At 47.1% G+C, this 22,856-nt stretch carries 18 protein-coding genes; 3 read left to right on the top strand and 15 right to left on the bottom strand.

What is annotated here, in order from left to right; translation table 11 throughout:
* Nucleotides 1-8: 8 nt before the first annotated feature.
* The 3 genes from hisB to aroA form a co-directional block, all read right to left on the bottom strand.
* Nucleotides 9-599 (bottom strand): imidazoleglycerol-phosphate dehydratase HisB, encoded by a 591-nt coding sequence (gene hisB, locus SCJ97_01305; protein ID MDW7738681.1) that lies wholly within the window; start codon nt 597-599, stop codon nt 9-11.
* Nucleotides 583-1,872, bottom strand: coding sequence for a histidinol dehydrogenase (gene hisD / locus SCJ97_01300; protein MDW7738680.1), 1,290 nt, complete (start codon nt 1,870-1,872; stop codon nt 583-585). The genes hisB and hisD overlap by 17 nt, the downstream gene beginning before the upstream one ends.
* A 98-nt stretch (nt 1,873-1,970) precedes the next feature.
* Nucleotides 1,971-3,251 carry a 3-phosphoshikimate 1-carboxyvinyltransferase gene (gene aroA, locus SCJ97_01295; GenBank protein MDW7738679.1) on the bottom strand — a complete coding sequence of 427 codons (1,281 nt, stop codon included), beginning with the start codon at nt 3,249-3,251 and terminating at the stop codon, nt 1,971-1,973.
* 116 nt (nt 3,252-3,367) lie between these two features.
* Between aroA and SCJ97_01290 the strand changes: the two genes are divergently transcribed.
* Nucleotides 3,368-4,249 carry a hypothetical protein gene (locus SCJ97_01290; GenBank protein ID MDW7738678.1) on the top strand — a complete coding sequence of 294 codons (882 nt, stop codon included), beginning with the start codon at nt 3,368-3,370 and terminating at the stop codon, nt 4,247-4,249.
* Between the two features lie 6 nt (nt 4,250-4,255).
* Here SCJ97_01290 and fdhD read toward each other — a convergent pair whose 3' ends face one another.
* The 7 genes from fdhD to SCJ97_01255 form a co-directional block, all read right to left on the bottom strand.
* Nucleotides 4,256-5,047, bottom strand: coding sequence for a formate dehydrogenase accessory sulfurtransferase FdhD (gene fdhD, locus SCJ97_01285; protein MDW7738677.1), 792 nt, complete (start codon nt 5,045-5,047; stop codon nt 4,256-4,258).
* 154 nt (nt 5,048-5,201) lie between these two features.
* Nucleotides 5,202-6,551, bottom strand: a complete 1,350-nt coding sequence (locus SCJ97_01280) for a GH1 family beta-glucosidase (protein MDW7738676.1) — start codon at nt 6,549-6,551, stop codon at nt 5,202-5,204.
* Between the two features lie 37 nt (nt 6,552-6,588).
* Nucleotides 6,589-9,027: a molybdopterin-dependent oxidoreductase gene (locus SCJ97_01275; protein ID MDW7738675.1), complete on the bottom strand. Its 2,439-nt coding sequence runs from the start codon at nt 9,025-9,027 to the stop codon at nt 6,589-6,591.
* Nucleotides 9,014-10,858, bottom strand: a complete 1,845-nt coding sequence (gene nuoF / locus SCJ97_01270; protein ID MDW7738674.1) for an NADH-quinone oxidoreductase subunit NuoF — start codon at nt 10,856-10,858, stop codon at nt 9,014-9,016. The genes SCJ97_01275 and nuoF overlap by 14 nt, the downstream gene beginning before the upstream one ends.
* Nucleotides 10,859-10,885: 27 nt before the next feature.
* On the bottom strand, nt 10,886-11,065 hold the full coding sequence (locus SCJ97_01265; protein MDW7738673.1) for a CCxxC motif-containing NuoF prefix domain-containing protein: 180 nt from the start codon (nt 11,063-11,065) through the stop codon (nt 10,886-10,888).
* 14 nt (nt 11,066-11,079) lie between these two features.
* Complete coding sequence (nuoE, locus tag SCJ97_01260) at nt 11,080-11,568, bottom strand: NADH-quinone oxidoreductase subunit NuoE (GenBank protein MDW7738672.1); 489 nt, start codon at nt 11,566-11,568, stop codon at nt 11,080-11,082.
* 116 nt (nt 11,569-11,684) lie between these two features.
* A complete protein-coding gene (locus SCJ97_01255; GenBank protein ID MDW7738671.1) occupies nt 11,685-12,377 on the bottom strand; it encodes a metallophosphoesterase in 693 nt (230 codons plus the stop codon).
* A 235-nt stretch (nt 12,378-12,612) separates the two neighbouring features.
* On the opposite strand from SCJ97_01255, the gene SCJ97_01250 reads away from it, so the two are divergent.
* On the top strand, nt 12,613-13,233 hold the full coding sequence (locus SCJ97_01250; protein ID MDW7738670.1) for a TetR/AcrR family transcriptional regulator: 621 nt from the start codon (nt 12,613-12,615) through the stop codon (nt 13,231-13,233).
* A gap of 8 nt (nt 13,234-13,241) precedes the next feature.
* On the opposite strand, the gene SCJ97_01245 is transcribed toward SCJ97_01250, so the two are convergent.
* From SCJ97_01245 to SCJ97_01225, 5 genes are all read right to left on the bottom strand, one after another.
* On the bottom strand, nt 13,242-13,823 hold the full coding sequence (locus tag SCJ97_01245; GenBank protein MDW7738669.1) for a 5-formyltetrahydrofolate cyclo-ligase: 582 nt from the start codon (nt 13,821-13,823) through the stop codon (nt 13,242-13,244).
* 17 nt (nt 13,824-13,840) lie between these two features.
* Nucleotides 13,841-15,313 (bottom strand): proline--tRNA ligase, encoded by a 1,473-nt coding sequence (gene proS / locus SCJ97_01240; protein ID MDW7738668.1) that lies wholly within the window; start codon nt 15,311-15,313, stop codon nt 13,841-13,843.
* 69 nt (nt 15,314-15,382) lie between these two features.
* Nucleotides 15,383-18,001 carry an aminotransferase class III-fold pyridoxal phosphate-dependent enzyme gene (locus tag SCJ97_01235; protein MDW7738667.1) on the bottom strand — a complete coding sequence of 873 codons (2,619 nt, stop codon included), beginning with the start codon at nt 17,999-18,001 and terminating at the stop codon, nt 15,383-15,385.
* A 234-nt stretch (nt 18,002-18,235) separates the two neighbouring features.
* Nucleotides 18,236-19,537, bottom strand: coding sequence for a pitrilysin family protein (locus SCJ97_01230; GenBank protein MDW7738666.1), 1,302 nt, complete (start codon nt 19,535-19,537; stop codon nt 18,236-18,238).
* Nucleotides 19,530-20,825 carry a pitrilysin family protein gene (locus tag SCJ97_01225; protein ID MDW7738665.1) on the bottom strand — a complete coding sequence of 432 codons (1,296 nt, stop codon included), beginning with the start codon at nt 20,823-20,825 and terminating at the stop codon, nt 19,530-19,532. Before SCJ97_01225 ends, SCJ97_01230 begins: the two co-directional genes overlap by 8 nt.
* Nucleotides 20,826-21,293: 468 nt before the next feature.
* Here SCJ97_01225 and SCJ97_01220 point away from each other — a divergent pair.
* Nucleotides 21,294-22,856 (top strand): PAS domain S-box protein (locus SCJ97_01220; protein ID MDW7738664.1); only part of this gene is annotated, 1,563 nt, incomplete at its 3' end.

Raw genomic sequence — 22,856 nt, 5'->3', positions numbered from 1 at the left:
TGCTCACCTCACTCCAATTTCCCCTTTGACGAGAGGACCGTATCGAGACCCTCGATCAAAGATGAAGCTTCATTCAAAGCCCGCGAAGCTGCTTTAAACGAGGCTTCAATTATATGATGCTTGTTAATACCGTGATTTAGCGTCATGTGCAGGTTGAACCGACCTTCATTGATCAGAGCCTGCCAGAACTCACGAAAGAGCTCCAGATCCATCTTACCAACCCTACCCTGCGGCATATCAAACTGATAGTGTAAACATGGTCTGCCAGATAGATCAACCACAGCAGTTACCAGTGCTTCATCCATTGGTACGGAGCTGAATCCGTAACGTCTGATACCCTTTTTATCACCCAATGCCTCATGCCAGGCCCGGCCGAGACAGATCCCGATATCTTCGACAAGATGGTGAGGATCGACGTCAATATCTCCTTCTGCCCTGAGATGTAAATCGAAGAATCCATGACGGCAAAAGAGGTTAAGCATGTGTTCAAAAAAGGGTAATCCTGTTTTCAACTCTGCCTTTCCACTGCCATCAATATTCAGCTCAAGCTCTATAACAGTCTCTGCCGTTTTACGTTCAACCCTACTTCGTCGATCCATTTTCCTGCCTCCTTATCAGTACTGCCCGGGCATGAGCTTCAAGGCCCTCCGCCCTGGCAATTGCGGCAATCTTTGGCGCCGATTTCATCAGCGCTTCTTCTGTATAATAAAGGACATTTGTATGTTTGATAAAATCGGCCACTCCCAGCGCCGAGGCATACCTGGCTGCAGTTCCGGTAGGAAGCACATGATTTGAACCTGCCCAATAGTCACCTAAAGATTCCGGAGAAAATGGCCCGATAAAGATTGCTCCGGCATTCTTTACTTTATCCAAATAATCCCAGGCATTCCGGACGTGCAGTTCGAGATGTTCAGGAGCCAGTTCATTTACCACGGACCAGGCTTCGCCAAGATGCTCAACGAGTATAACCGCCCCTTTTTCCCGGATCGCTTTTTCAGCAATCTCTTTTCTTGGTAGAGCTGCCAGCTGTTTTGTCACTTCTCCCGAAACAGAAAGAGCCAGTTCTTCGGAAGTGGTAATCAATATGGAACGGGACAGCGGATCATGTTCGGCCTGCGATAGAAGATCGGCAGCAATAAAAACCGGATTGGCTGCATCATCGGCGATTATAACAATTTCGCTGGGCCCGGCCAGCATGTCGATACCCACCTGGCCGTATACTTCTTTCTTGGCCAGGGTTACATAAATATTGCCCGGGCCGACTATTTTCTGGACAGCAGGGATCGTTTCGGTGCCAAAAGCAAGAGCTGCCACCGCCTGCGCACCGCCGATCTTAAAAATTGCATCCGCGCCTGCTTCGTTTGCGGCTACCAGGGTTAAAGGATTCACCCGACCGTCTTTATCCGGAGGGGTACAGATATATATCTTATTCACACCGGCGACTTTCGCCGGAATAACCGTCATCAGCACGGATGAAGGATATGCTGCAGTGCCTCCTGGTACATAGGCTCCGACAGACTGCAGCGCTTGAACACGCTGGCCGATTTTCCAGCCGGTATCCTCATCCCACCAGGTTTCCTGGAGCTGTCGGCGATGAAATCTTTCGATGTTATCTTTCGCTTCCCTGATCACGGCCAGTAAATCATGTTCAATCACCTTCAGGGCATCTGCAATTTCTTCTTTTGATACTACCAGGTTGTCAAGCTCTGCCTGATCAAACTTCCTGGTTAATTTAAAAAGGGCTTCATCTCCACCTGTCCTTACTTCTTCTATAACAGAGAGAACAGTCTGACGCTCTTCCCGGTATGAATTGAACTCTTTCACAGGGTTATTTTTCTTATAATGTCCATATGTAGTAACTGACAACGGCATAAAATTTCTCCTAATCTGCCATGTTTAAAATGAAGTAAAATGGCTGGAAAGAACAACCATATTTTAACATATCGTTCGGCAAGCGTCAATTTAAGCAACTATTTAGTTACAAGAGTTCGAAGGGCAGCCATAAATCCGGGGAAGGAGATCCCGATTGCCTCCGCACCTTCCACAACAGTTTCGCCTTCAGCAGCCAGTCCGGCCACAGCTAACGCCATGGCGATGCGATGATCGTCGCAGCTGCTTACCTTTGCCCCCTTAAGTTTAGCTCCACCGGTTATCTCAAATCCATCTTCTTTTTCCGTAATCCCGCTGCCAAGAGCATTCAACTGCATACAAAGCGCCGTTATCCTGTCTGATTCTTTAACCCTTAACTCGGCAGCATCTTTAACAACTGTTTTACCCTCTGCCAGTGCAGCTGCAACAGCTAATACCGGAATTTCATCGATTAACCGGGGAATCATCTCACCGCCGATAGTAATTCCCTTTAACTTTCTATTTCCCCTGACCCGGATATCGGCAACAGGTTCATTCCCCCAAATCCGTTTATTGAGCAATTCAAGATCTGCTCCCATTTCAAGAAGGACCTCTACAATGCCGCTGCGTGAAGGATTAATACCGATATTTTTTAAGAGCACTTCCGAATCGGGCACTATTGCCGCCGCTATCATGAAAAAAGCTGCAGCCGAGATGTCAGCCGGAACCCTGACCTGGGTGCCTCTAAGCCTGGAAGGACCTCTTACAGAAATCCGGCAGCCGTCAACTTGCAGATCAGCGCCAAAGAGCTGAAGCATCAGTTCCGTATGGTTGCGGCTTTGATAAGGTTCTTCTACCACCGTCTCTCCATCCGCATATAACCCGGCCAGTAGTACAGAAGATTTAACCTGAGCGCTGGACCGGGGACTTTGATAAGAGATCGGCTTCAGACTTCCCCCCTGGATAGTGAGCGGCAAATGATCATTATTACTGTTGAATTCAGCGCCCATCAGGGAAAGGGGTTCGATTACCCTTTTCATAGGCCGCTTCTGAAGAGAGCTATCTCCTGTAAGCGTGGCAGAAAAATTCTGTCCGGCTAAAATACCGAGCAGAAGCCTGGCAGTTGTACCAGAGTTACCTGCATACAGGGATTCCTCCGGTCTTTTTAAAACCATATCACTGCCTTCAACCAGCAGGCGATCAGGTCTTTTGCTGATTTTAACCCCGAGCGCCCTGAGGCAGGCTGCCGTTGAAATAGAATCACCAGCCTCCAGGTAACCTTTGATTTCGGTTACTCCCCGGGCAATGGCACCAAGCAGCAGCGCCCGGTGGGTGATCGATTTATCACCGGGCATGACCAGTTCCCCGGCAAATTTTTCAGGAGGGGATGTAATAATTATCAAAGTGTTCGCTCCCAGCCAACCGGAATGAACCGGTATGCAAGTATGGTATAATAATAAAACAGTTTTACAACAATGTGCAAGGAAAAACAAATAATAACGGACATGGAAGTGGTCAAATGGAAATATATGCTCTAATCGGTCACAGCGGAACAGGTAAAAGCCACCAGGCTCCGGTAATAGCCAAGCAGTACAGTATTGAATATATTATTGATGACGGCCTTTTAATCAAAGGTAGCGTCGCCTTAGCCGGACGTTCAGCAAAAAGGGAAAATACTCGCTACGGGGCTATCAAACGGGCTTTATTTAAAGATCCCGAGCATGCCCAGCAGGTTAAAGAGAAGCTTTCTGAAATCAAACCCGGAAGGCTGTTAATCCTTGGCACTTCAAGAAAGATGACTAATGTAATTGCCGAAAACCTTGGGCTTCAAAAACCGGCTTACTATTACAACATTGAAGAAGTAACCGACTCTGAATCGATACAGACTGCCCTCACTGTCAGGGCCAAGGAAAACCGGCATGTTATACCTCTGCCTACCTTTGCCATCAAGAAAGAATTTCCGGGTTACATCATCGATCCGCTGCGTTCATTCTTCAGCTTTCCCACAGCCATGCCGGCGGGTATACCGATGGAAAGATCTGTGGTCCGACCGGTATACAGTACCCTGGGCGGTTTCTTTATTTCTGAACATGTTGTAAACGAACTGGTTGAACATATTATTTCCCGCTTTCCCGGGGTGCACAAAGCGATCATCATAGACCTGCAAAACGGAAGCAGTAAAGCTATTCTAAATGTGGATCTTGCCATCGCCCTGACGAAGGTTCCTGATATGCGGATCGATACCCTACTTCGTGATGTCCAGAGAACCCTGAAGGAAGAAATAGAATTTCAGACAGGGTTTTACCTGAACGAGGTTAATGTTAAAGCAAAAAAGATCTTTATTGAAGAAGAAGAATGCAAGGACAAGAAATCACTGCGGAAAAAGATTACTTCGCAATAAATGCTGCTAGCTATCCAACACCCTCCACCGGTGTGTATAGATGTTTACCCTTTTACCCCGGGCAAAGCCGGCAAGGGTAATGTTAAGGTTTTCAGCAAGTTCTATGCAGAGCGAAGTGGGTGCAGCCCTGGAAAGAAGCAGCTGAATCTTCATTTTTGCTGCTTTGAGCAGTATTTCGGAGCTTAAACGCCCGCTGGATACAAAGATTTTATCTTCAGTGGGCATCCCGGTCAGAAGTGCTTCTCCGATAATCTTGTCGATGGCGTTATGACGGCCGATATCTTCAAAGAAAATTATAATATCTTTTCCATCAGCAAGTGCAGCGCTGTGAACTCCCCCGGTAGTCCTGAACAGTTCAGCCCTGGTTTGAAGTTTCCCGACAAGTGATAGAAGCTGTCTTGGGGTTACCTGCATTTTCCCGGTTATCGGGCTGCTTCGAAGAGAATCGAGAACATTGTAAAAGATTGTTCCCTTCCCACAGCCTGATGTGATCGTTCTCTTTCCAAACAAAGTCCCGGCAAGACCGGAATCATTTTTCAGCTCAACCTCAACCCGTCCTTCCTCATCGAGAACCCGGAGAGAATCGACTTCATCTGCCGCTATAAGTAAGCCCTCCGAGCATAAAAAGCCGAGGGCAAGACGGTCGATTTTTTCAGGGGTACAGAGTAAGGTAACAAGTTCCTGACCATTAAGATATATAGTTACCGGTTTTTCTACAGCAATAAGATCTTCCGTTACTTCCCTTTCGTCGTCACGAATTATGGTTATTTCTCTATAAACTGCCTTCTTTGTGCTCACCCCGAACCTTCCTTTACGGATTATTGATCCCAGTGTATACCAGGATTCGCCAGAGGTACGGGGCATTCCTTTATTCCATGGAGGTGATTATTCTTAAAGATAGTCTAATGTTTTCTAATCTTTCTATCTGAATACATAAAATATCTTATGCCAGTTACTCCAGTCCGTTGCGGCTGATCACATCTTTGTACCACATTGCACTGTTTTTAAGAGTTCGCTTCTGGGTCTCCAGGTCAACGTGAATAATGCCGAAATGTTTACTGTAGCCGTAAGCCCATTCAAAGTTATCCAGCAGGGTCCATACAAAATAGCCTTTGAGAGGCACACCTTCTTCGATGGCATTCCAGCATTCCTGAAGGTATTTTTTAAGAAAGTCAATCCTGCGCTGATCGCCAATAGTTCCGTCTTTACCTATTTCATCAGGAAATGCGGCTCCATTCTCGGTTATGTAGAGCGGTAAGGGCCCGTATTCACGGTGAATTCTGGTCATCAACTCATAAAGACCGCGTGGATAAACTTCCCAGCCCATATCGGTATACTCGGAATCCGGAGGGTTAACAGGGTTACCCATAAATGAATCTTCGACTCCGCTGGACTGCACGATCACTCTTGTGTAATTGTTGATTCCAAGAAAATCGATGGGTTCGGCAATGATTGCGGCATCTTTTTCAACAGTTTCAGGCAAAGTGTAAAGCCTGGAGAAAATATCAAAAAGATCCCGGGGGTACGAACCCTTAAACAGGGGATCTAAAAACCAGCGGTTCATGAAACCATCCGAGATACGGGCAGCTTCAAGATCGGCTTCGGAATCCGTCGCGGGATGGACCGGTTGCAGGCTCAAAGTGATCCCGATCTCTTCTTTTCCCCGATCAGCTTCCCTGAAATTTTTGACGGCCAGCCCGTGACCTATAAGAAGATTATGGGCTGCCTGCAGTGCAAGGTTAAAATCATTATTTCCGGGAGCATGTATACCGAACGCATTGCCCAGCACGGCCACTACCCAGGGTTCGTTCAAGGTTATCCATAAATCAACCGGCAGATCAAGACGATTAAACATATGGGTGGCGTAGTCGGCAAAGTACCTTGCCGTATCGCGGTTATTCCAACCTCCCCGATCCTGCAGAGCCTGGGGGAGGTCCCAGTGATAGAGGGTGATGGCCGGTTTAATTCTTCTTGAGTGAAGCTGATCAACCAGCCGGCGGTAGAAATCTAGCCCCTTTTCGTTCGGTTTACCGAAACCGGAAGGAAAGATCCTGGGCCAGGAAAGAGAGAAACGATAAGCGTTAAGGCCAAGATCAGCCATCAATTTGACATCTTCTTCAAAACGCCGGTAATGATCGCAGGCAACATCACCGGTATCACCATTCCAGATGTTTCCCTGAGTATGGGAAAATCTGTCCCAGATCGACTCTCCCTTACCATCAGCAGATGGTGAACCCTCAATTTGGTAGGAAGCCGTCGCCGTCCCCCAAAGAAATCCATCCGGGAATAAAGAAGGGGTCAAGATATTCCGCCTCCAATACAGAATAGAATATTTAAGATCAACAGTTACAGCTGTCTTTAAAAACGCTGATTACAGAACGCCTGGTCATGCTTTCACTCAGGCAGCTGCAGGGATGCTCTCCATTCTCTTCTGTGTAAACTTCGCTCCCGACAGCCTCTTCAACATATGGTTTAAAATCTACCGGGCTAAAAAGCCCCAGGCCGCGACCAAAACGCCCTTCGTAAAGGTATTTGGTCCCGGAATGCCCGGGAGTAGGGCAGGGCCACTGCAGACCATGATCAATCAACCGCTCATAGGAAATTCCCGCATACTGGGGTACCAGTGATGCAATTTCCGCCATAATTTCTTCAGGTCCCCCATATTCCCATTCAAAACCGAGCCAGCCAGCCAGCTCAGCTATAATTGCCCAGTCGGGGTGTGCTTCTCCGGGAGGTTCTACTGCTGCATTGCTGATCTGAACTCTTCGTTCCGTATTGGTATAGGTTACGGTTTTCTCTCCATAGGCCGCTGCAGGCAGAATAACATCCGCCAGGGAAGCAGTTTCGGTCATGAAGATATCCTGAACTACCAGGAATTCAAGTTCTTTAAGGAAATTGACCATTTTTTGGTCTTCATGTCGACAGGAAACAGGGTTTTCACCCATAATGTAGAGGGCTTTAATCCCGCTCTGTTCAGGATTTTCAAACATTTCCGCCGCTGATAAACCTGGTTTGTCACTGATCTGAACCCCCCAGGAACGGGAGAATTTATCCCTGATCGATTTTTCCCTGATCGTCTGGTAACCGGGAAGAACCGCCGGCAGACCTCCCATATCGGCACATCCCTGCAGGTTATTCTCCCCATAGGGCAAGTAAAGCCCGGTTGATTCCTTACCAAGGTTACCGGTAAGCAGGGCCAGGTTGGCCAGGGCCAGAACCAGGTCGGTTCCTCCACCGGATTCTGTAGCACCTGCTTTGGAGACAATTGCTGCGGTTTCCGCGCCGGCATAAGCACGGGCAGCAGTTTTAATCTCTTCCTCGGTAAGACCGGTTATCTTCGCCGCATATGCAGGGGTATAGCGGGCAATATGCCCGGTGAATGCATCAAAACCTTCAGTGCGTTTCCCGATGAAGGCCTTATCAGTCAACCCCTCTTCAATTATTACCTGGGCCATGGCATTGACCAGGGCAACAGCTGTACCCGGTTTGAACTGAAGATACTGGTTGGCCAGTTCAGTTAAACCGGCATGTCCGTGATTGGCCAGGATCAACTGACCGCCCTTCCTTACTGCCTCGCGAATCCGGTAGCCCAGGATGGGATGGCTTTCCAGAGGGTCTGCTTCAATAACAAATATTGTTTTAGCCGAGGCTATCTCTTCAATACTATTTGTCAGGGCCGCGCTACCAAAGGCTTTCATCAGTCCATCAACCGACGGTGCATGGCAGTGTCTGGTATAGCTGTCCACGTTATTGGTGCCCATGGAGCGGATGAATTTTTGAAATAGATAGCTTTCTTCGTTGCCAGTTTTCGGTGAACATAAACCCATCAGGGCATCTGCACCGTAGCGGGTTTTAATATCATCAAGATTATCGACTATATAGCTGAGGGCCTCTTCCCAGCTGACCTCTATAAAGACACCATTGGATTTGATCAGAGGGGTAGTCAAACGGTCTTCACTGTTCAGGTAATCCCAGCCAAACTTGCCTTTGATACAAAGATGTCCGCGATTAACCGGGCTCTCTGTGACGGGAGTTACCCCAATCGGTTTATTATCTTTAACCTGCAGGTTGATTCCGCAGCCGAGACTGCAGTAAGGGCAAATTGTTTTAACCAATTCAACCTGCCAGGGACGTCCCTGTCCCAGCTTGGATTTCGGAGTAAGGGCGCCAACCGGACAGCTGTCGATACAGAGCCCGCAGAAAACACAGGTGGAATCTTCTATTCTGTCTTCAAAAGCGGGGCCCACGTTAGTCACAAAACCCCTGCTGGTGAAATCTATGGCTCCTGCTCCCACGACATCCTGGCATTTGCCAACACAGATACCACATAGTATGCATTTATTCATATCCCTGACAAAGAATTCATTCGTATCGTCCAGGCTAAGTTCCTTCACTTCGCCGACAAACTCGCTGTCAGTAATGCCGTAACGGTAACAGTAATCCTGCAGCTTGCATTCACCGGTTTTTTCACAGGTGATACAAACCAGGGGATGATTGGCAATCAACAGGCTGAGAATAGATTTTCGGGCATTGATCACTCTTTCTGATTCGGTGTGAATAATCATTCCCGGTCCGACCGGTGCAACACAGGATGCAACCAGGGCTCTGGCGTTTTCAACCTCTACAACACAAATCCGGCAGGCCCCGTTTGCCGAGAGTTCTTTGTCGTAACAAAATGTGGGGATATCAATACCCAGCTGACGGGCAGCCTGCAGGATAGTTGTTCCCGGGGGGACTTCGATATTGATTCCGTCGATTGTTAAATTAATTGCTGACATCAGCTTCCCTCCCAACTGGTGCAACCAGGATACATTCCTGGCGGCATTTTTCAACGCAACTTCCGCAGCGGGTGCAGAGATCCTGAAGAATCTCGTGCGCTTCTTTTTTCTCTCCCCGGATCGCATCAACCGGGCAGGCACGGACACAGGCTCTGCAGCCGGTACATTTTTCGGGATCAATTATGTAATGGAAGAGCGCTTTACAGACCCCGGCTCGGCAGAATTTATCGTTAATATGCTCCTCGTATTCGTGCCGAAAGTAACGGATCGTGCTGAGGACCGGGTTCGGACAGGTTTGGCCCAGACCGCAGAGAGCGCTGTCTTTAATGCTGTAGGCCATTGAGTCCAGGGTTTCAAGGTCTTCGGGCTTGCCCAGACCCTCGGAGATGCGGGTTAGTATTTCCAACATTCTTTTTGTTCCCTCACGGCAGGGAGTACACTTGCCGCAGGATTCTTTCTGGGTGAAACTTAAAAAGTAACGCGCCAGGTCAACCATGCAGGTCCGGTCATCCATGACAACCAGGCCACCCGACCCCATAATCGCGCCTGCTTTGTTCAGCGAATCATAATCTATGGGGAGATCCAGCTGTTCAGCCGGAATGCAGCCACCGGAAGGTCCCCCGGCCTGTACAGCTTTAAATTCCCGGCCACCTTTAATGCCACCGCCAACATCAAAAATTATTTCTCTGATCGTGATCCCCATGGGAACCTCACAGAGTCCGGTGTTACGGATTTTCCCGGCGAGAGCGAAAACTTTAGTTCCCTTGCTGCCTTCAGTACCTATAGATGCAAATTCAGCAGCGCCGCCCTCCTTAACAATCAGGGGAATATTGGCCAGGGTTTCAACATTGTTAATGGTTGTCGGTTTGCCGAAGAGTCCGGACTGGGCGGGGAATGGCGGCCGGGGTCGGGGCATACCCCTTTTCCCCTCGATTGAAGCAAGCAGGGCGGTCTCTTCACCACAGACAAAAGCGCCTGCCCCCTCTTTGATGTTAATCTTGAAATCAAACTCATAACCGAGAATATTTTCACCGAGCAGTCCATATTCTTCCGCCTGCTTAATGGCAATCTTAAGCCGCTTGATGGCCAGAGGATATTCAGCCCGGCAGTAGATATATCCCTCGTTGGCACCTATGGCCCGTCCGCAGATGAGCATCCCCTCCAGGATGGCATGAGGGTCTCCTTCGAGAATGCTGCGATCCATGAATGCACCCGGGTCACCTTCGTCAGCATTACAGACTACATACTTTTTATCACCAGGCGCTTTGTTGGTAAACTCCCATTTCAGACCGGTGGAAAATCCGGCCCCACCCCGTCCGCGCAAACCGGACTGTTTGACTTCTTCACAAATAGCGGCCGGATCCATTTCAAGTGCCCGGGTAAAGGCCCGGTAACCACCGCGCATAATATATTCATCAATATTTTCCGGATCAATTATTCCACTATTACGCAGGACATTGAATTTCTGTTTTGCATAAAACGGAATGGTATCATAAAAACGGGAGGGAAGATCAACATCCGGTCCTTTGTAGAGAAATTTCTCGACGATCTCACCGCCGATAAGATGCTGTTCAACAATTTCCGCCATGTCGCCCGGTTTCAGACGGCAGTAAAAAACTTCATCGGGGTAAATAACGATAATCGGCCCTACTTCACAAAACCCGGGGCAACCGCCCATAACGATGCGATATTTATCTCTAATTCCCTTTTTCTCAAGTTCTTCAATTAAAGCCTGCTCAACTGACTGTGAGCCTGAAGATATACACCCCGTGGCACCACAGATCATCAGGTGTTTTTCATACAATATTGTTACCTCCCTCGGTAAATACATTTAGGGCACTGACAATGGAGCTTTCAGTCAGCAGACAACAAACTGTTCATTCAAGGCGACTTTATCCATTATGGCCTTGCGCTGTTCCGCACAAACCGGATCTTCATGGCAGATGGGACCCTCAACACAGCACTTTATGAAATCCTTGCATGGGGTTGTCTTTGAATGGGTACATTTCTCACAACAGTGATCGATAAATCTTTCCACAACGATTCCTCCTCTTATTCATAGCTGTTAAGAATTTCTTTTACCTTGTCCGGGGTTAATCGCCCATGGGGGTCATCGTTAATCATGATAACCGGTGCCAGGGCACAGGCACCGATACAGGCAACTTCTTCCAAGGTAAAACGCAGGTCATCGGTTGTTTCACCACTATTAACATCAAGGGTTTTTTCAATCCGTTCGGCAATTTTCGGGCTGCCCTGAATATGACAAGCCGTCCCCTTGCAAACCCTGATAATGTATCTGCCCCGGGGTTTCATCTTGAACTGGGCATAAAATGTGGCCACACCATAGAGGCGGCTTAAGGGGATCCTCATTAATCTGGAAACCTTTTCCATTGCAGGCCGGGGAAGATAACCATAGTGTTCCTGGACTTTTTGCAGGACCGGGATAACCATCTCTTTCTTGCCAAGGTAAGGCTCTACAATCTTGTCAATAGCTTCTAAATCAACCGCCTGGATATCCATTTCTTCGTTTGATTTGTTCAAATATTTTTACCTCCTGTCACCGGACATTGCTATCAGCAGATGCCTACTCATTACAAATCTCAACTATATATAATTAACCAATTAAACATCTCAATCCTGCCTGAGATAAAAAAAGATCAGGTCAGTTTGAGCGGTGTAAAATTTATTCCATCTGCTGCTGCGAAACGATAATCAACACCGTTCAGGACGCCCTGGTGGATAAAATCCCGGCCGGGATCATGGATATGTCCGAAAACACAAATTTCAACTGCATACTGCTCCAGAAGATTGGTAAAGGCACTTGGCTCAGCCTGACGGTTGTAAGGTGGAAAATGCAGGGCAGCAATGATCGGTGATGAACTGCTTTTTCTTGCGCTTTCCAAAGATAGTTGTAACCGTTGAGCTTCCCTCAAATAAATTTTCTGGTCATGCTCGTTGTCAAAGCCATCTTCACCGGGACAGACCCATCCCCGTGTGCCACATATTGCCCAGTCATCCCAGGTATAATGATCGTTCTGCAGGGCCAGCAGACCCGGAGGAAGTTCGCTGCGTACCTTACCGATAGATGACCACCAGTAATCATGGTTTCCCCTGATCAAGAGTTTGGTTCCAGTCAATCCGGAAAGCCATTCAAGGTCTGGAAGGGCATCCTTCAGATGCATTGCCCAGGAGATGTCACCAATGACGATTACGAAATCATCCGGACCAACCATAGCATTCCAGTTTGACTCAATTCTGGCGGCGTGGTCGGTCCAGTCAGGTCCGAATATATGCATCGGTTTTTCCTGGCTATGGGATAGATGTAAATCACCAATAGCATAGATTGCCATTTGACACCCCTTTTAACTTATTATCTATCCGAATAATTACCTTCTAATCTTATAATTCCTTTATTATGATATATATATTACTAAATTAGCGAGTGCCGAGCAAAAGGAGATTTTTTCTGCTGATTAAAACGATTTTTTTTTACAATTAAGCTTTGCAAATATTTTAATAAAATGATATAATGTCGTCATCACTTAAGTTAATAATCATCACAAGTTCAAGGAGGCTCACCTGTCTGTGGAAAAACAAATCACCAGAAGACCACGTCGTTACCTGCGCAGCCGTATTACCCGCAAGCTGATTCTGGATACCGCTCTTGAAGTATTTCTCAATGAAGGTTATGCAAAAACCACCATTGCAAAAATAAGTGATCGGGCCAAGGTTGGGTACGGGACCGTTTACAGCCATTTTAAAGGCAAAGACGATATCCTGAACAAGGTTGTCGATAATGTTCTTGACGAATTTTATAACCTGCTTGAAGTTTCATTCTCTCCTGCCACCCTTAGAGAAGCCAAAAGCGCTTATTTCGAACTTATTTTAACTTCTTTCAGGCTTTCACAGCAGCATCGACCGATCATGAGAGTTTATCAGGAAGCTCTGGGACAGTCATCTTCCATTGCAGCTCACTGGAATAACATAAAAGATCAGTTTATTAAAAGCGCAGCCAGTTCCTTTGCCTACGCACAAGAGAAGGGTTTGGCTAAAAAGTTTGATATGCAAACTGTGGCAAAGGCATTCATTTTACTGGTAGACCGCTTTATCTGGGAAGTTGTTGAGGAGAAGGAAAGTAACCTTGAACATATTACCGAGACTATCGTAGAAATGCTCTTCTTCGGTTATTTCATACCGGAAGCTTAAGAATTTATTTAAGTTGGATTTATCTCGATAATTCTATCCTCAGTAATAATCGTATCTACCGGACGATCCCATTCGTCGACAGGAACCTCCGGGACTATCTGCAGCTCAAACGCCAGCGCCACCAGGGGTACATGGCTGTCCAGCTTGTAGAAAAAACGATCATAATAACCGCCTCCGTAGCCTAGGCGGTTTCCTTTTAGATCAAATGCAACTCCGGGAACGATCAGCAGGGTTATTGCTTCCGGCACGACAATACGGTAGTTATTGAACTTCGGCTCCGGTATATTGTATGCCCCGATCTTGAGATCACGATCCCAGTCATTAATCCTGAGGGGGATCATATCTTTTTCTGCAGGAATTGCCTTGGGTGCCAGTGCTACTTTCTCTCTCCGGATAGTTTCTTCAACCATTTCCTGAGTATTAACTTCACTACCGAAAGTGAGGAAAAACATAACAATCGGAGCATTACGGTAGATAGGCAAACTATATAGTTTTTCAGCTATCCTGTGGCTTTTTTCATTGATTGCTTCCGGTGGCAACTGATCGCGCATCTTGATTATCTGCTTCCGTAATTCCCGTTTCTGCTGCATGATTGTCCTTCCTTCATTTAATAGGCGCGTGCAAAGTAGGCTACTTCGACTGCTTTTTCTCCACAGACTATGCATTTATCATATTCCGGTTTCATCCCGAAGGGAAGACAACGGATAGTAGCTTTTGTATCAATTTTTACCTTTTCCTCACATTCCGCATCCCCGCACCAGGATGCTACAAAGAAACCGCGTTCCTCTTCCATGATCCGCTTAAACTCTTCATAATCGTCACCGCTACGAGTATTTGCTTCACGGAAATCAAGAGCTCTCTGGCGCATATCATTTTGAATCTCTTCCAGTAAACGGGGTAGGTATTCAGCCAGATCTTCCCGATTAACAAATTCTTTTTTACCGGTGTCGCGTCTGACCAGAACAACGTGTCCTTTATCAAGATCTTTCGGACCCACTTCGATGCGGAGAGGAACCCCCTTCATTTCCCATTCATTATACTTCCAGCCGGGTGAATACTCTTCCCGGTCATCGAGTTTAACCCGGATACTTTTCTTAAGTTCACCCTCAAGTCTGACAACAGCCTCGAGAACCCGTTCACGGTCTTTCTTGGTCAGGATGGGAACAATTACGACCTGGACCGGCGCCAATCGTGGAGGCAGAACAAGTCCGCGGTCATCACCGTGAACCATGATCAGGGCTCCGATCAACCTGGTTGAAACACCCCAGGAAGTCTGCCATACGTATTTGAGCTGTTCGTCCTGGTCAAGGTAGGTTATATCGAATACTTTTGCAAAATGCTGTCCCAGGTTGTGCGAGGTGCCGGCCTGTAGCGCACGCCCGTCACTCATCAGAGCTTCTACGGAATAGGTGCGCAGGGCACCGGCGAATTTCTCTCTTTCCGTTTTACGGCCGTCAACAACGGGGATGGCCATCTCCTCTTCTATACAGTCTTTATAGACGTTGAGCATCTGCAGGGTTTCGGCCTCGGCTTCCTCTTCAGTGCGATGGCAGGTATGACCTTCCTGCCAGAGAAATTCAGAAGTGCGGAGGAATGGCCGGGTAGCTTTCTCCCAGCGGACAACATTACACCACTGGTTGATCAGAATGGGCAGATCCCGCCATGACTGAACCCAGCGGGAGTAGAAATCACATATTATCGACTCTGAAGTGGGGCGAATAAGCAGTGGCTCTGTGAGCACCTCGCCGCCTCCCTTTGTAACCCAGGCGACTTCGGGCGCAAACCCTTCGACGTGCTCGGCTTCCTTTTGCAGCAGGCTCTGGGGGATAAGCAGGGGGAAATAGGCATTCTGATGGCCGGTTTCTTTGAATCGGCGGTCCATCTGTTCCTGGATCTTTTCCCAGATGGCATATCCAGCTGGACGGATTGCCATGAAACCCTTTACCGGAGAATAGTCCATCATTTTTGTTTTTGTGATTACATCAATGTACCATTGGGAATAATCGACAGCTTTTGGAGTTATTTCCTTTACAAAATCCTTATCCCGGGCATTATTTTCGCGCCCTTCTTTTTTCTCCACAACAACCACCCCTTCAGAGCTTGATCAGCGAGTATAATTGGTCAGCACCTGATTATTCTAACATAATTTTTATCGGGCGACCAGTTGTTTACGTGTTTTAAGCAGCGTCTGCCAGCTATCTTCGCTCAAGGGACGATTGAAACTGCGGAAATTGGCCAGTTTGAAACCGTGTTCAGTTGCCCAGTACCTGGTTTGAAGGATTGTCTCCAGATTTACGCCTGATGAACCGAGGCTATAGTGTTTGTAATGCTGTTCCAGGGCAAGCATCATCGTTTCAGCCATGCAGGCATAAGCCAAGCCCTGTTCGAAACCGAAATCCCAGCCGAATGATGGCAAACCGGGCACTTCGACAACCCCGCCGTCGATAACCAGGACATCGGGTCTGGCTGCGTCGACTTCTTCACTGACATTGGCCGGGCGGGAAATGTCGCAGACTATCGCTCCGGTTTTCAGGTTTCCGGCATGAATCACTTTTTCAGTCGCGCTTGTGGCGCTGATAACTATATCAGCCCGGGCCAGGACCGCATCAATATCGGTTGAGAACTCGATCAAGCCCAGGCGGTTTCCCTCGCCGTCAACAAAATCTTCGAAGGCATCCATCGGGGCATCTGGTTTGGGCAATTCGGAACATCCGGCCAGCAGTTGACCCATACTGCCGGGCTTCAGAGGCCGTCCCTGTTCAAGGAGAGCGGACTGGTAACGGTATATCTCTGCAGCAACCAGGTGGAGCCTCTCACTGGAGGTCTGATTGTTCGGGTTACCGATTAGAATCAGGCGCGGTACTGTTTCTGAAAGAAGCAAGGATATCCCGCGGCCTATTGACCCCGCTGCACCGACGATGGCTGCAGTTGTCTGGGATCGATCTATCTGCAGTTTTTCCGTGGCAGTATTTACCGCATCAACTGCTGAAACAACTGTATAACTGTTACCGGTAGTGATCGGAACACCCTCATTCTTCAGGTAAAGGCCACCCATTGAGGCCACGGCGGTAAAAGCACCGAGGCCTACTATCTGTGCTCCCCTTTCCCGGGCCATTTTTACGGCAGCTTTCAGTTCAGCCATTGCCTGGGTTTTTGGCATATCAATAAATTCATCGGTAGTTCTTGAAAGGGCAATGAATTCTCCGTAAGCAGTCTTACCTGATGCTGAATGAATCCTGGTTTTTCCGGCCACGAATGGTTCAACCAGGTCATTGAACCGTCCTGTCAGATCGGCCAGTTCAGGCTGGGTGAATGAGTTCAGGCTGTTGTCAAACTGAGGGTAGCTTTTCAGATCAAGGGCATGGATTAAGAAGGCAAAACGCCCTTCATCAGGTTTACCGCTCGGAACAACATCAGGAGCCGGATATGGGGTAAATTCAACAAAATCACCCTTGCCTTCCGGGCGAACCAGGTAAGCAAGAAATTTTGCCGTATTCCTTTCACTCAATATATTGAGCATGGATGCTATACCGGACAAGGCTTCTTTACATTGTTCTTCCGTAATGGTTAGCGGCGGCTCGATGCGGATTACAGCATTACCGTTCAGGGTTGGTGCTACCCTTACCTTCTCTACATTAAGCAGATATGACGAGATAGCCGGTGTAAGCAGCTCCTGTTCAGCCATTACACCTAGCAGACTGCCCGGAAATTGCTCCCGATCCATGTTGAACTCGATCCCGAGCATCAGGCCGCGCCCACGGATTGATTTGATCAAGTGCGGATATTGATTTTTCAAATCTTCCAGTCCTGCTTTAAATATCTGACCATTCGCACGGACCTGTTTAAGCAGGCGCTTTTTATTTGCATCGAGAATATCCAGCACCTTTATACCGACCCGGCAGCCAAAAGAATTGCCGGCAAAAGTTGATGAATGTTTCAGGGCAAAGTCTTCGTTATAGGCGTTATCGCTGCTTAAACAAGCGCCGATCGGGATAAGCCCACCGCCCAATGCTTTGGCCAATACCATTACATCCGGAGCAATATCCTCCTGTTCACAGGCAAATAGAGTTCCTGTCCGACCCAAACCGGTCTGTATCTCATCAAAAACAACCAGGACTCCATTATCCTGACATATTTCTTTAACTTTTCGAAGATATCCGGCAGGAGGTTCGATGATACCGCCTTCGCCCTGGATCGGTTCAACCAAAAAGCCCGCGTAATAACCTTTTCTTTTAGACAGTTCACTTTCCAGAGCTTCAATATCACCATAGGGAATATGGTGAAAATGCTCGGCAGGAGCATAGAAAACGGACTGGTAAGCCTTATTACCGGTTGCTGAAAGAGCGCCGAAAGTTTTACCGTGAAAACTATTTTCTGTAGCCAGGATCCCGGGGCGCCCCTTTGCGGAACGGCACATTTTTATGGCCGCTTCCACCGCTTCAGTCCCACTGTTGGTAAAAGTAACATATTCCAACCCATCAGGTGCCTCTTCAACCAGCCTGCGGGCCAGCTCTCCGGCAGCATCCAGAGCTGAAGGCTGGATAAAGTTTGGCTCCTGTGATTGCTGGTAGCGATTGATCTCTTCCCAGATCAATTCGGGATTATGCCCGAAGGGCAGCGCCCCGTAAGCAGCAATACAGTCGAGATAGCGGTTACCTAGATCATCATAGAGATAACAACCTTCACCACGGACATATTTTTGATCGAGCTTGATGTTTTCAAGCATCTCACCCAAATAAGGGTTAACATATTGTGTAAACTTATTCATCGTCAGTCCTCCTGTTGCATTGTGCACAATAATGTGCACACCAATAGACCTATTTTAACCTCTCGCACCAAAAAAATCAACTTCAAAATAATTTTCGGGACACATTAGTTAATTTTATTTTCTGACAATTAGTCTCTCTTTTCTGCCCAAAAATAATAAGCCCCAGTCTCAATAAAAGGCCAGGGCTATTTGGCAATTAGGGTAAATTAGGGTTTAAATTTTTGGAAAATATAATTAACTAATGTGTCCCCAAATTATTGAGGTGGCGCAGCGGGATGGATCGAGGTTTTCTTCGATCAGGGCCATCGCCTCTTCCATTCTCACTTCATTCAGGATTAAGGGCAGTTCAAATAGATCGGTGCCCCGGAAGAGGTAAGCCAGAAAATTGTTGGCGATGAATTCCAGGGAATTGAAGCGCCGGATATAGCCGCCGAGTGTTTTGCGGCGGTGTCGTTCGAACTGCTCTTCGGTAATGCCGTTTTTTCTGACTTTTTCTATGGCATTTTGAATTCGCTGGATTAGAAGATCGGGGTCTTTCGTTTCTCCCCCGATCATGGTATAGCCATAGGTGCTCTCGGCCGTATATTCGGCTCCAAAACTTTCATCGATCAAATCTTCCCGGTAAAGTTCATTGTACAGCGATTCACTGGTTCCGAATAATATGTCAAGCACAAGTTCCATCAATATGTCCCGCCGCAGCAGATCACTTCCATGCAGTTTTTCGGCAACAATATCTTTATAACCGAGATAGAGAATTGGCTCGGAAACAACCAGTTCAAGTTCAACCCTCTCTTTATTAACCTGTCTTGGCTCCCGTGGAAAATAACGGACGATCGCACCCATCTGCCCGTAATTCCTAGCTGCAAGATTATCTTCAACCTGTTTGGCAACTCCTTCGGGGTCAAGATCTCCTACGACGAAAACTGCCATATTACTGGGATGATAAAAAGTGTTATAGCAGCGGTGAAGAAGCTCAGGGGTTATCCTGGCAATGCTTTTTTCTGTACCGGCAATGTCCTTACGGACGGGGTGCTTGCTGTAGAGGGCATCCAGGAGGTTGAAATAGACTCGCCATTGCGGGTGATCTCTGTACATCTTGATCTCCTGGCCAATTATCGCCTGTTCTTTTAGTACCGTTTGATAGGTAAAGTACGGTTCCTGCACAAAGTCGAGCAGGAGTTGAAGGTTTTCTTCAAAGTTGGCGGTACAGGAAAAAAGATATGTGGTCTGGGTAAATGATGTAAAGGCGTTGGCCGAAGCACCAAGGGCAGCAAAGCGATCGAAAACGTTGCCCTCTTCATCTTCAAAAAGTTTGTGCTCCAAAAAATGGGCTACACCATCCGGCACCCTGGTGATTTCTTCTTCCGGCTCCACCCTGAACCGGTAATCAATAGAGCCAAAACGGGTTGAGAATATGGCATACTTTTTATTATATCCGGGCCTGGGCAAAACATAGACATCCATCCCCGGGTAAACCCGGTAATGATGCAGGGTCTCCTTCAGCGCCCGGTTTTCTATCAGCCTGTAACTATCCATTATTTACTTCTCCTTCCCGGGGCTTCAACAGGTAAACCAACTCGGGTTTGACTCTCTCTGCCACCGCCATGATATCTTCCGGAACAACTGCCTCAATTCCCCGGATCAGTTCTTCAATCATATAGATCCGACCCCCGACAACTCCGTCAAAATGGATACTGATTAGCTGGTTCGGGCTGTCCAGGCGTGACAAAAGCTGGTTGACAAGGCCCCGCTTGGTATTGTTCAGTTCAGCATCAGTAATATTGCCTTTAACCATGTCTTCCAGCTGCTTATCTATGATTTCCTGTGCCTTATCTTTATCAGCATAGTTTATCCCGGCTGATATAACCATCAATCCTTTATGCTGTTCAAGACGGGTATGAATATAATAGGCAAGACCTGCTTCTTCCCGCACTTTCATGAACAGTTTGGAATGGGGGAATCCTCCGAGCATCCCACTGTAGACCAGAAGAGGACAGTAAAGTTCATCCCTGAACCCGGTACCGGTGCGGAAACCGATGACCAGTTTTGTCTGGTTAACATTCATCGATTCCTCATGCACTTTTAATTCTTTTGGAGAATATTTAAATTCAGTATCCTGAATCTCTGCAATATCCTCACTGCGCTGAAAGCTGAAGATTTCTCTCGCTACATCGATAACCCTCTCTTCCTCTAAATCACCAACAATATAGAGATCCAGGGGATTGCGAAATAATAAATCACCGTAATAACGGTAAAGATTTGCCCCGTCGATGTTTTTGTAATCCTCAATCCGCCCCAGTTTATATATGCCAAATCGCTCTTCAGCACACATAAGCGAGAGACAGCGTTCAACTGCATAGGCGGTTTTATCATTAAGCAGGGCTTTAATATCTTTAATCAGCTGGTTCTTTTCCTGCTTGACAATATCTGCCTGAAAAGCCTCCTCAACGATTAAAGGATCGCCCACAACTGAACCGAGAAGGGACATCCCCTTTTTTAACAGGTCAAAATTTTCTCCCAGGTAATGGTCATGGGCAGATTCAAGCATAAAAGATAATATATGCTTTTCTCCGCTTTTAATAACATCAGTATCGAGATCGGCACCGTATAAATTCTCGAGTTCACGCTGCAGGGTTAAAAAATCAGGGTATAAACGGCAGCCTTTTTCAAGCACAGCAGGTAGCAAAGCATTATAGGCCGCATTTTCTGCAGTTAGATCCTGGTGCAAAAAGAGGCCAGTCGTGATAGTCTTGAATTTCCTTGTCGGCATAAAGATAAGCCTGATTCCGTTCGGCAAGAAGTGAGATGAATATGTTGTCTGCAAACAAAAACCTCCCTTTAATAAAAATACGTCCTGCGGAGCCGACCGGCCGGCTCCGGACGCCTGAAAGTAGTTATTCAACAAAGTTTAATCTTATCCTGCCATGTTTACTCCAAATATAGATACATTTACATCTCTAATCTCATTGTCTTACCGTTTCATCTGAAGCGTTCTTGCAAAATATTCTGTAAAATGTTAAGGTAATTTTGTGACATACCTAAAGAATAAATCTCATAAAACTATATGTTATTTGCTGCCATTATGCTGTCTGACGGGAACAAGCCATTGCAATTGAATCAGCAGCGGCCATCTATGGGGGATCAGTAATACAACAGTAAATTAGTTTTTGAAAATCGTAATGGTTAAACAAAACAAATTAAACCGCTGCAAGCTGCAAAATAGTCTGCCTAAACGCCTTGTGAGGCCAAATTTTGCATCTTTAGATTTTTAAATGGTCGGGAGACGATTTTTATGAAACAGGATAAGGAGAAGTATCGCCTTTTGCTTGAGAACCTGCCTGACGCCTTCGCCTACCACCAGGTCGTCACAGACAATGAAGGCGCCCCGATAGACTACATCTTTCTTAAGATCAATGCTGCCTTCGAAGAGATGACCGGGCTAAAAAGAGAAAAAGTGATCGGTAAAAAGATGACTGAAGTATTGCCGGAAATAAGAAAATCAGGCTTTGACTTGATCGACATCTACGGCAAGTTAGCTCTGAGCAGTAAACCTGCCAGCTTCGAGAACTACTCCGAACCGCTCAACCGCTGGTACGACGTGAGTGTCTACAGCGTTAAAACCGGCTATTTTGCCACCGTCTTCCATGACATCACCGAGTGCAAGCAAGCAGAAGAAATCCATAGGCAGAATGAGGAAAATTACCGGCAAATACTTGAAAATATCACAGATGTTATTTGGATTGCAGATAAGAACCTGGAAACAATATACGTAAGCCCATCGGTTGAAATAATGCTAGGGGAATCGGCCAGTGAGCATATGAGTAAAAACTTGGACCAAAAACTTACACCGGATAGTCTGGAAAAGGTAATCTTATTAATGCAGGAAGAAATTGAAAAAGAAACGAATCCGGCAAGCGACAAGAAGCGGTCCCGTCTAATTGAAGTAGAGCATTACAGGGCAGACGGGAGTATTATCTGGGTGGCCATGCATATATCTTTTTTGAGAGACGATGCTGGAAATATAACCGGTTTGCTGGGCATAACCCGCGATATTAGTGAACAGAAGAAAGTTGAAAAGGATTTGCGCGAAAGTGAAATGCGCAGCCAAGCCCTGATCAAAGCGATTCCGGACCTGCTTTTCCGCTTCAACCGGAAAGGGGTTTACCTCGAAGCAGTTGTCAAGGATGAAACAATGCTGCATGCCAAATCACACAGTCTTTACCAGCAAAACAGGCTGATCGGTAAAACTATGTTCGAAACCCTGCCCACACCCATCGCCCAAAAGCTTATGGCAGGCATTAATAAAGCTCTTGATAGCGGCGAGATGCAGGTTTTCGAATACAGTTACGAAGCGAAAGGATCTAAGCTGTTCCTCGAAGCCCGCCTGGCACCAATCGGTGATATCGAAGTAGTCTCCATAGTCCGTGATGTTACGGAACGAAAGAGTCACGAGGCTATACTGCAATATATCGGTTTTCACGACCAGCTGACCGGCCTCTACAACCGGCGTTATTATGAAAACGAGCTGAAAAGGTTGGATAGTTCGCGCGAGCATCCGATTGCGGTTATCTCGGCCGACATCGATGGACTGAAGCTGATTAACGACACCCTGGGCCACAGTGAGGGCGACAACTTCCTGAAAACCGGGGCGGAACTCTTAAAAAGCGCCCTGCGCACCTCAGACATCCTGGCCCGGGTCGGTGGAGATGAATTCGCTGTTGTTTTACCCAACACCACACTGGAGGTAGGCCAGAGGATGGTTGAAAGAATACATCACAAAATTGAAGAACACAACCGGCAAAAAACCACTGGTCCACCTTTTAGCATGTCGATCGGTTTAGCGGTCAGTGAACCT

The sequence above is a fragment of the Bacillota bacterium genome (assembly GCA_033549065.1).
Classification (GTDB): domain Bacteria; phylum Bacillota; class Dethiobacteria; order DTU022; family DTU022; genus JAWSUE01.
This window is presented reverse-complemented; position numbering and strand designations above follow the sequence as displayed.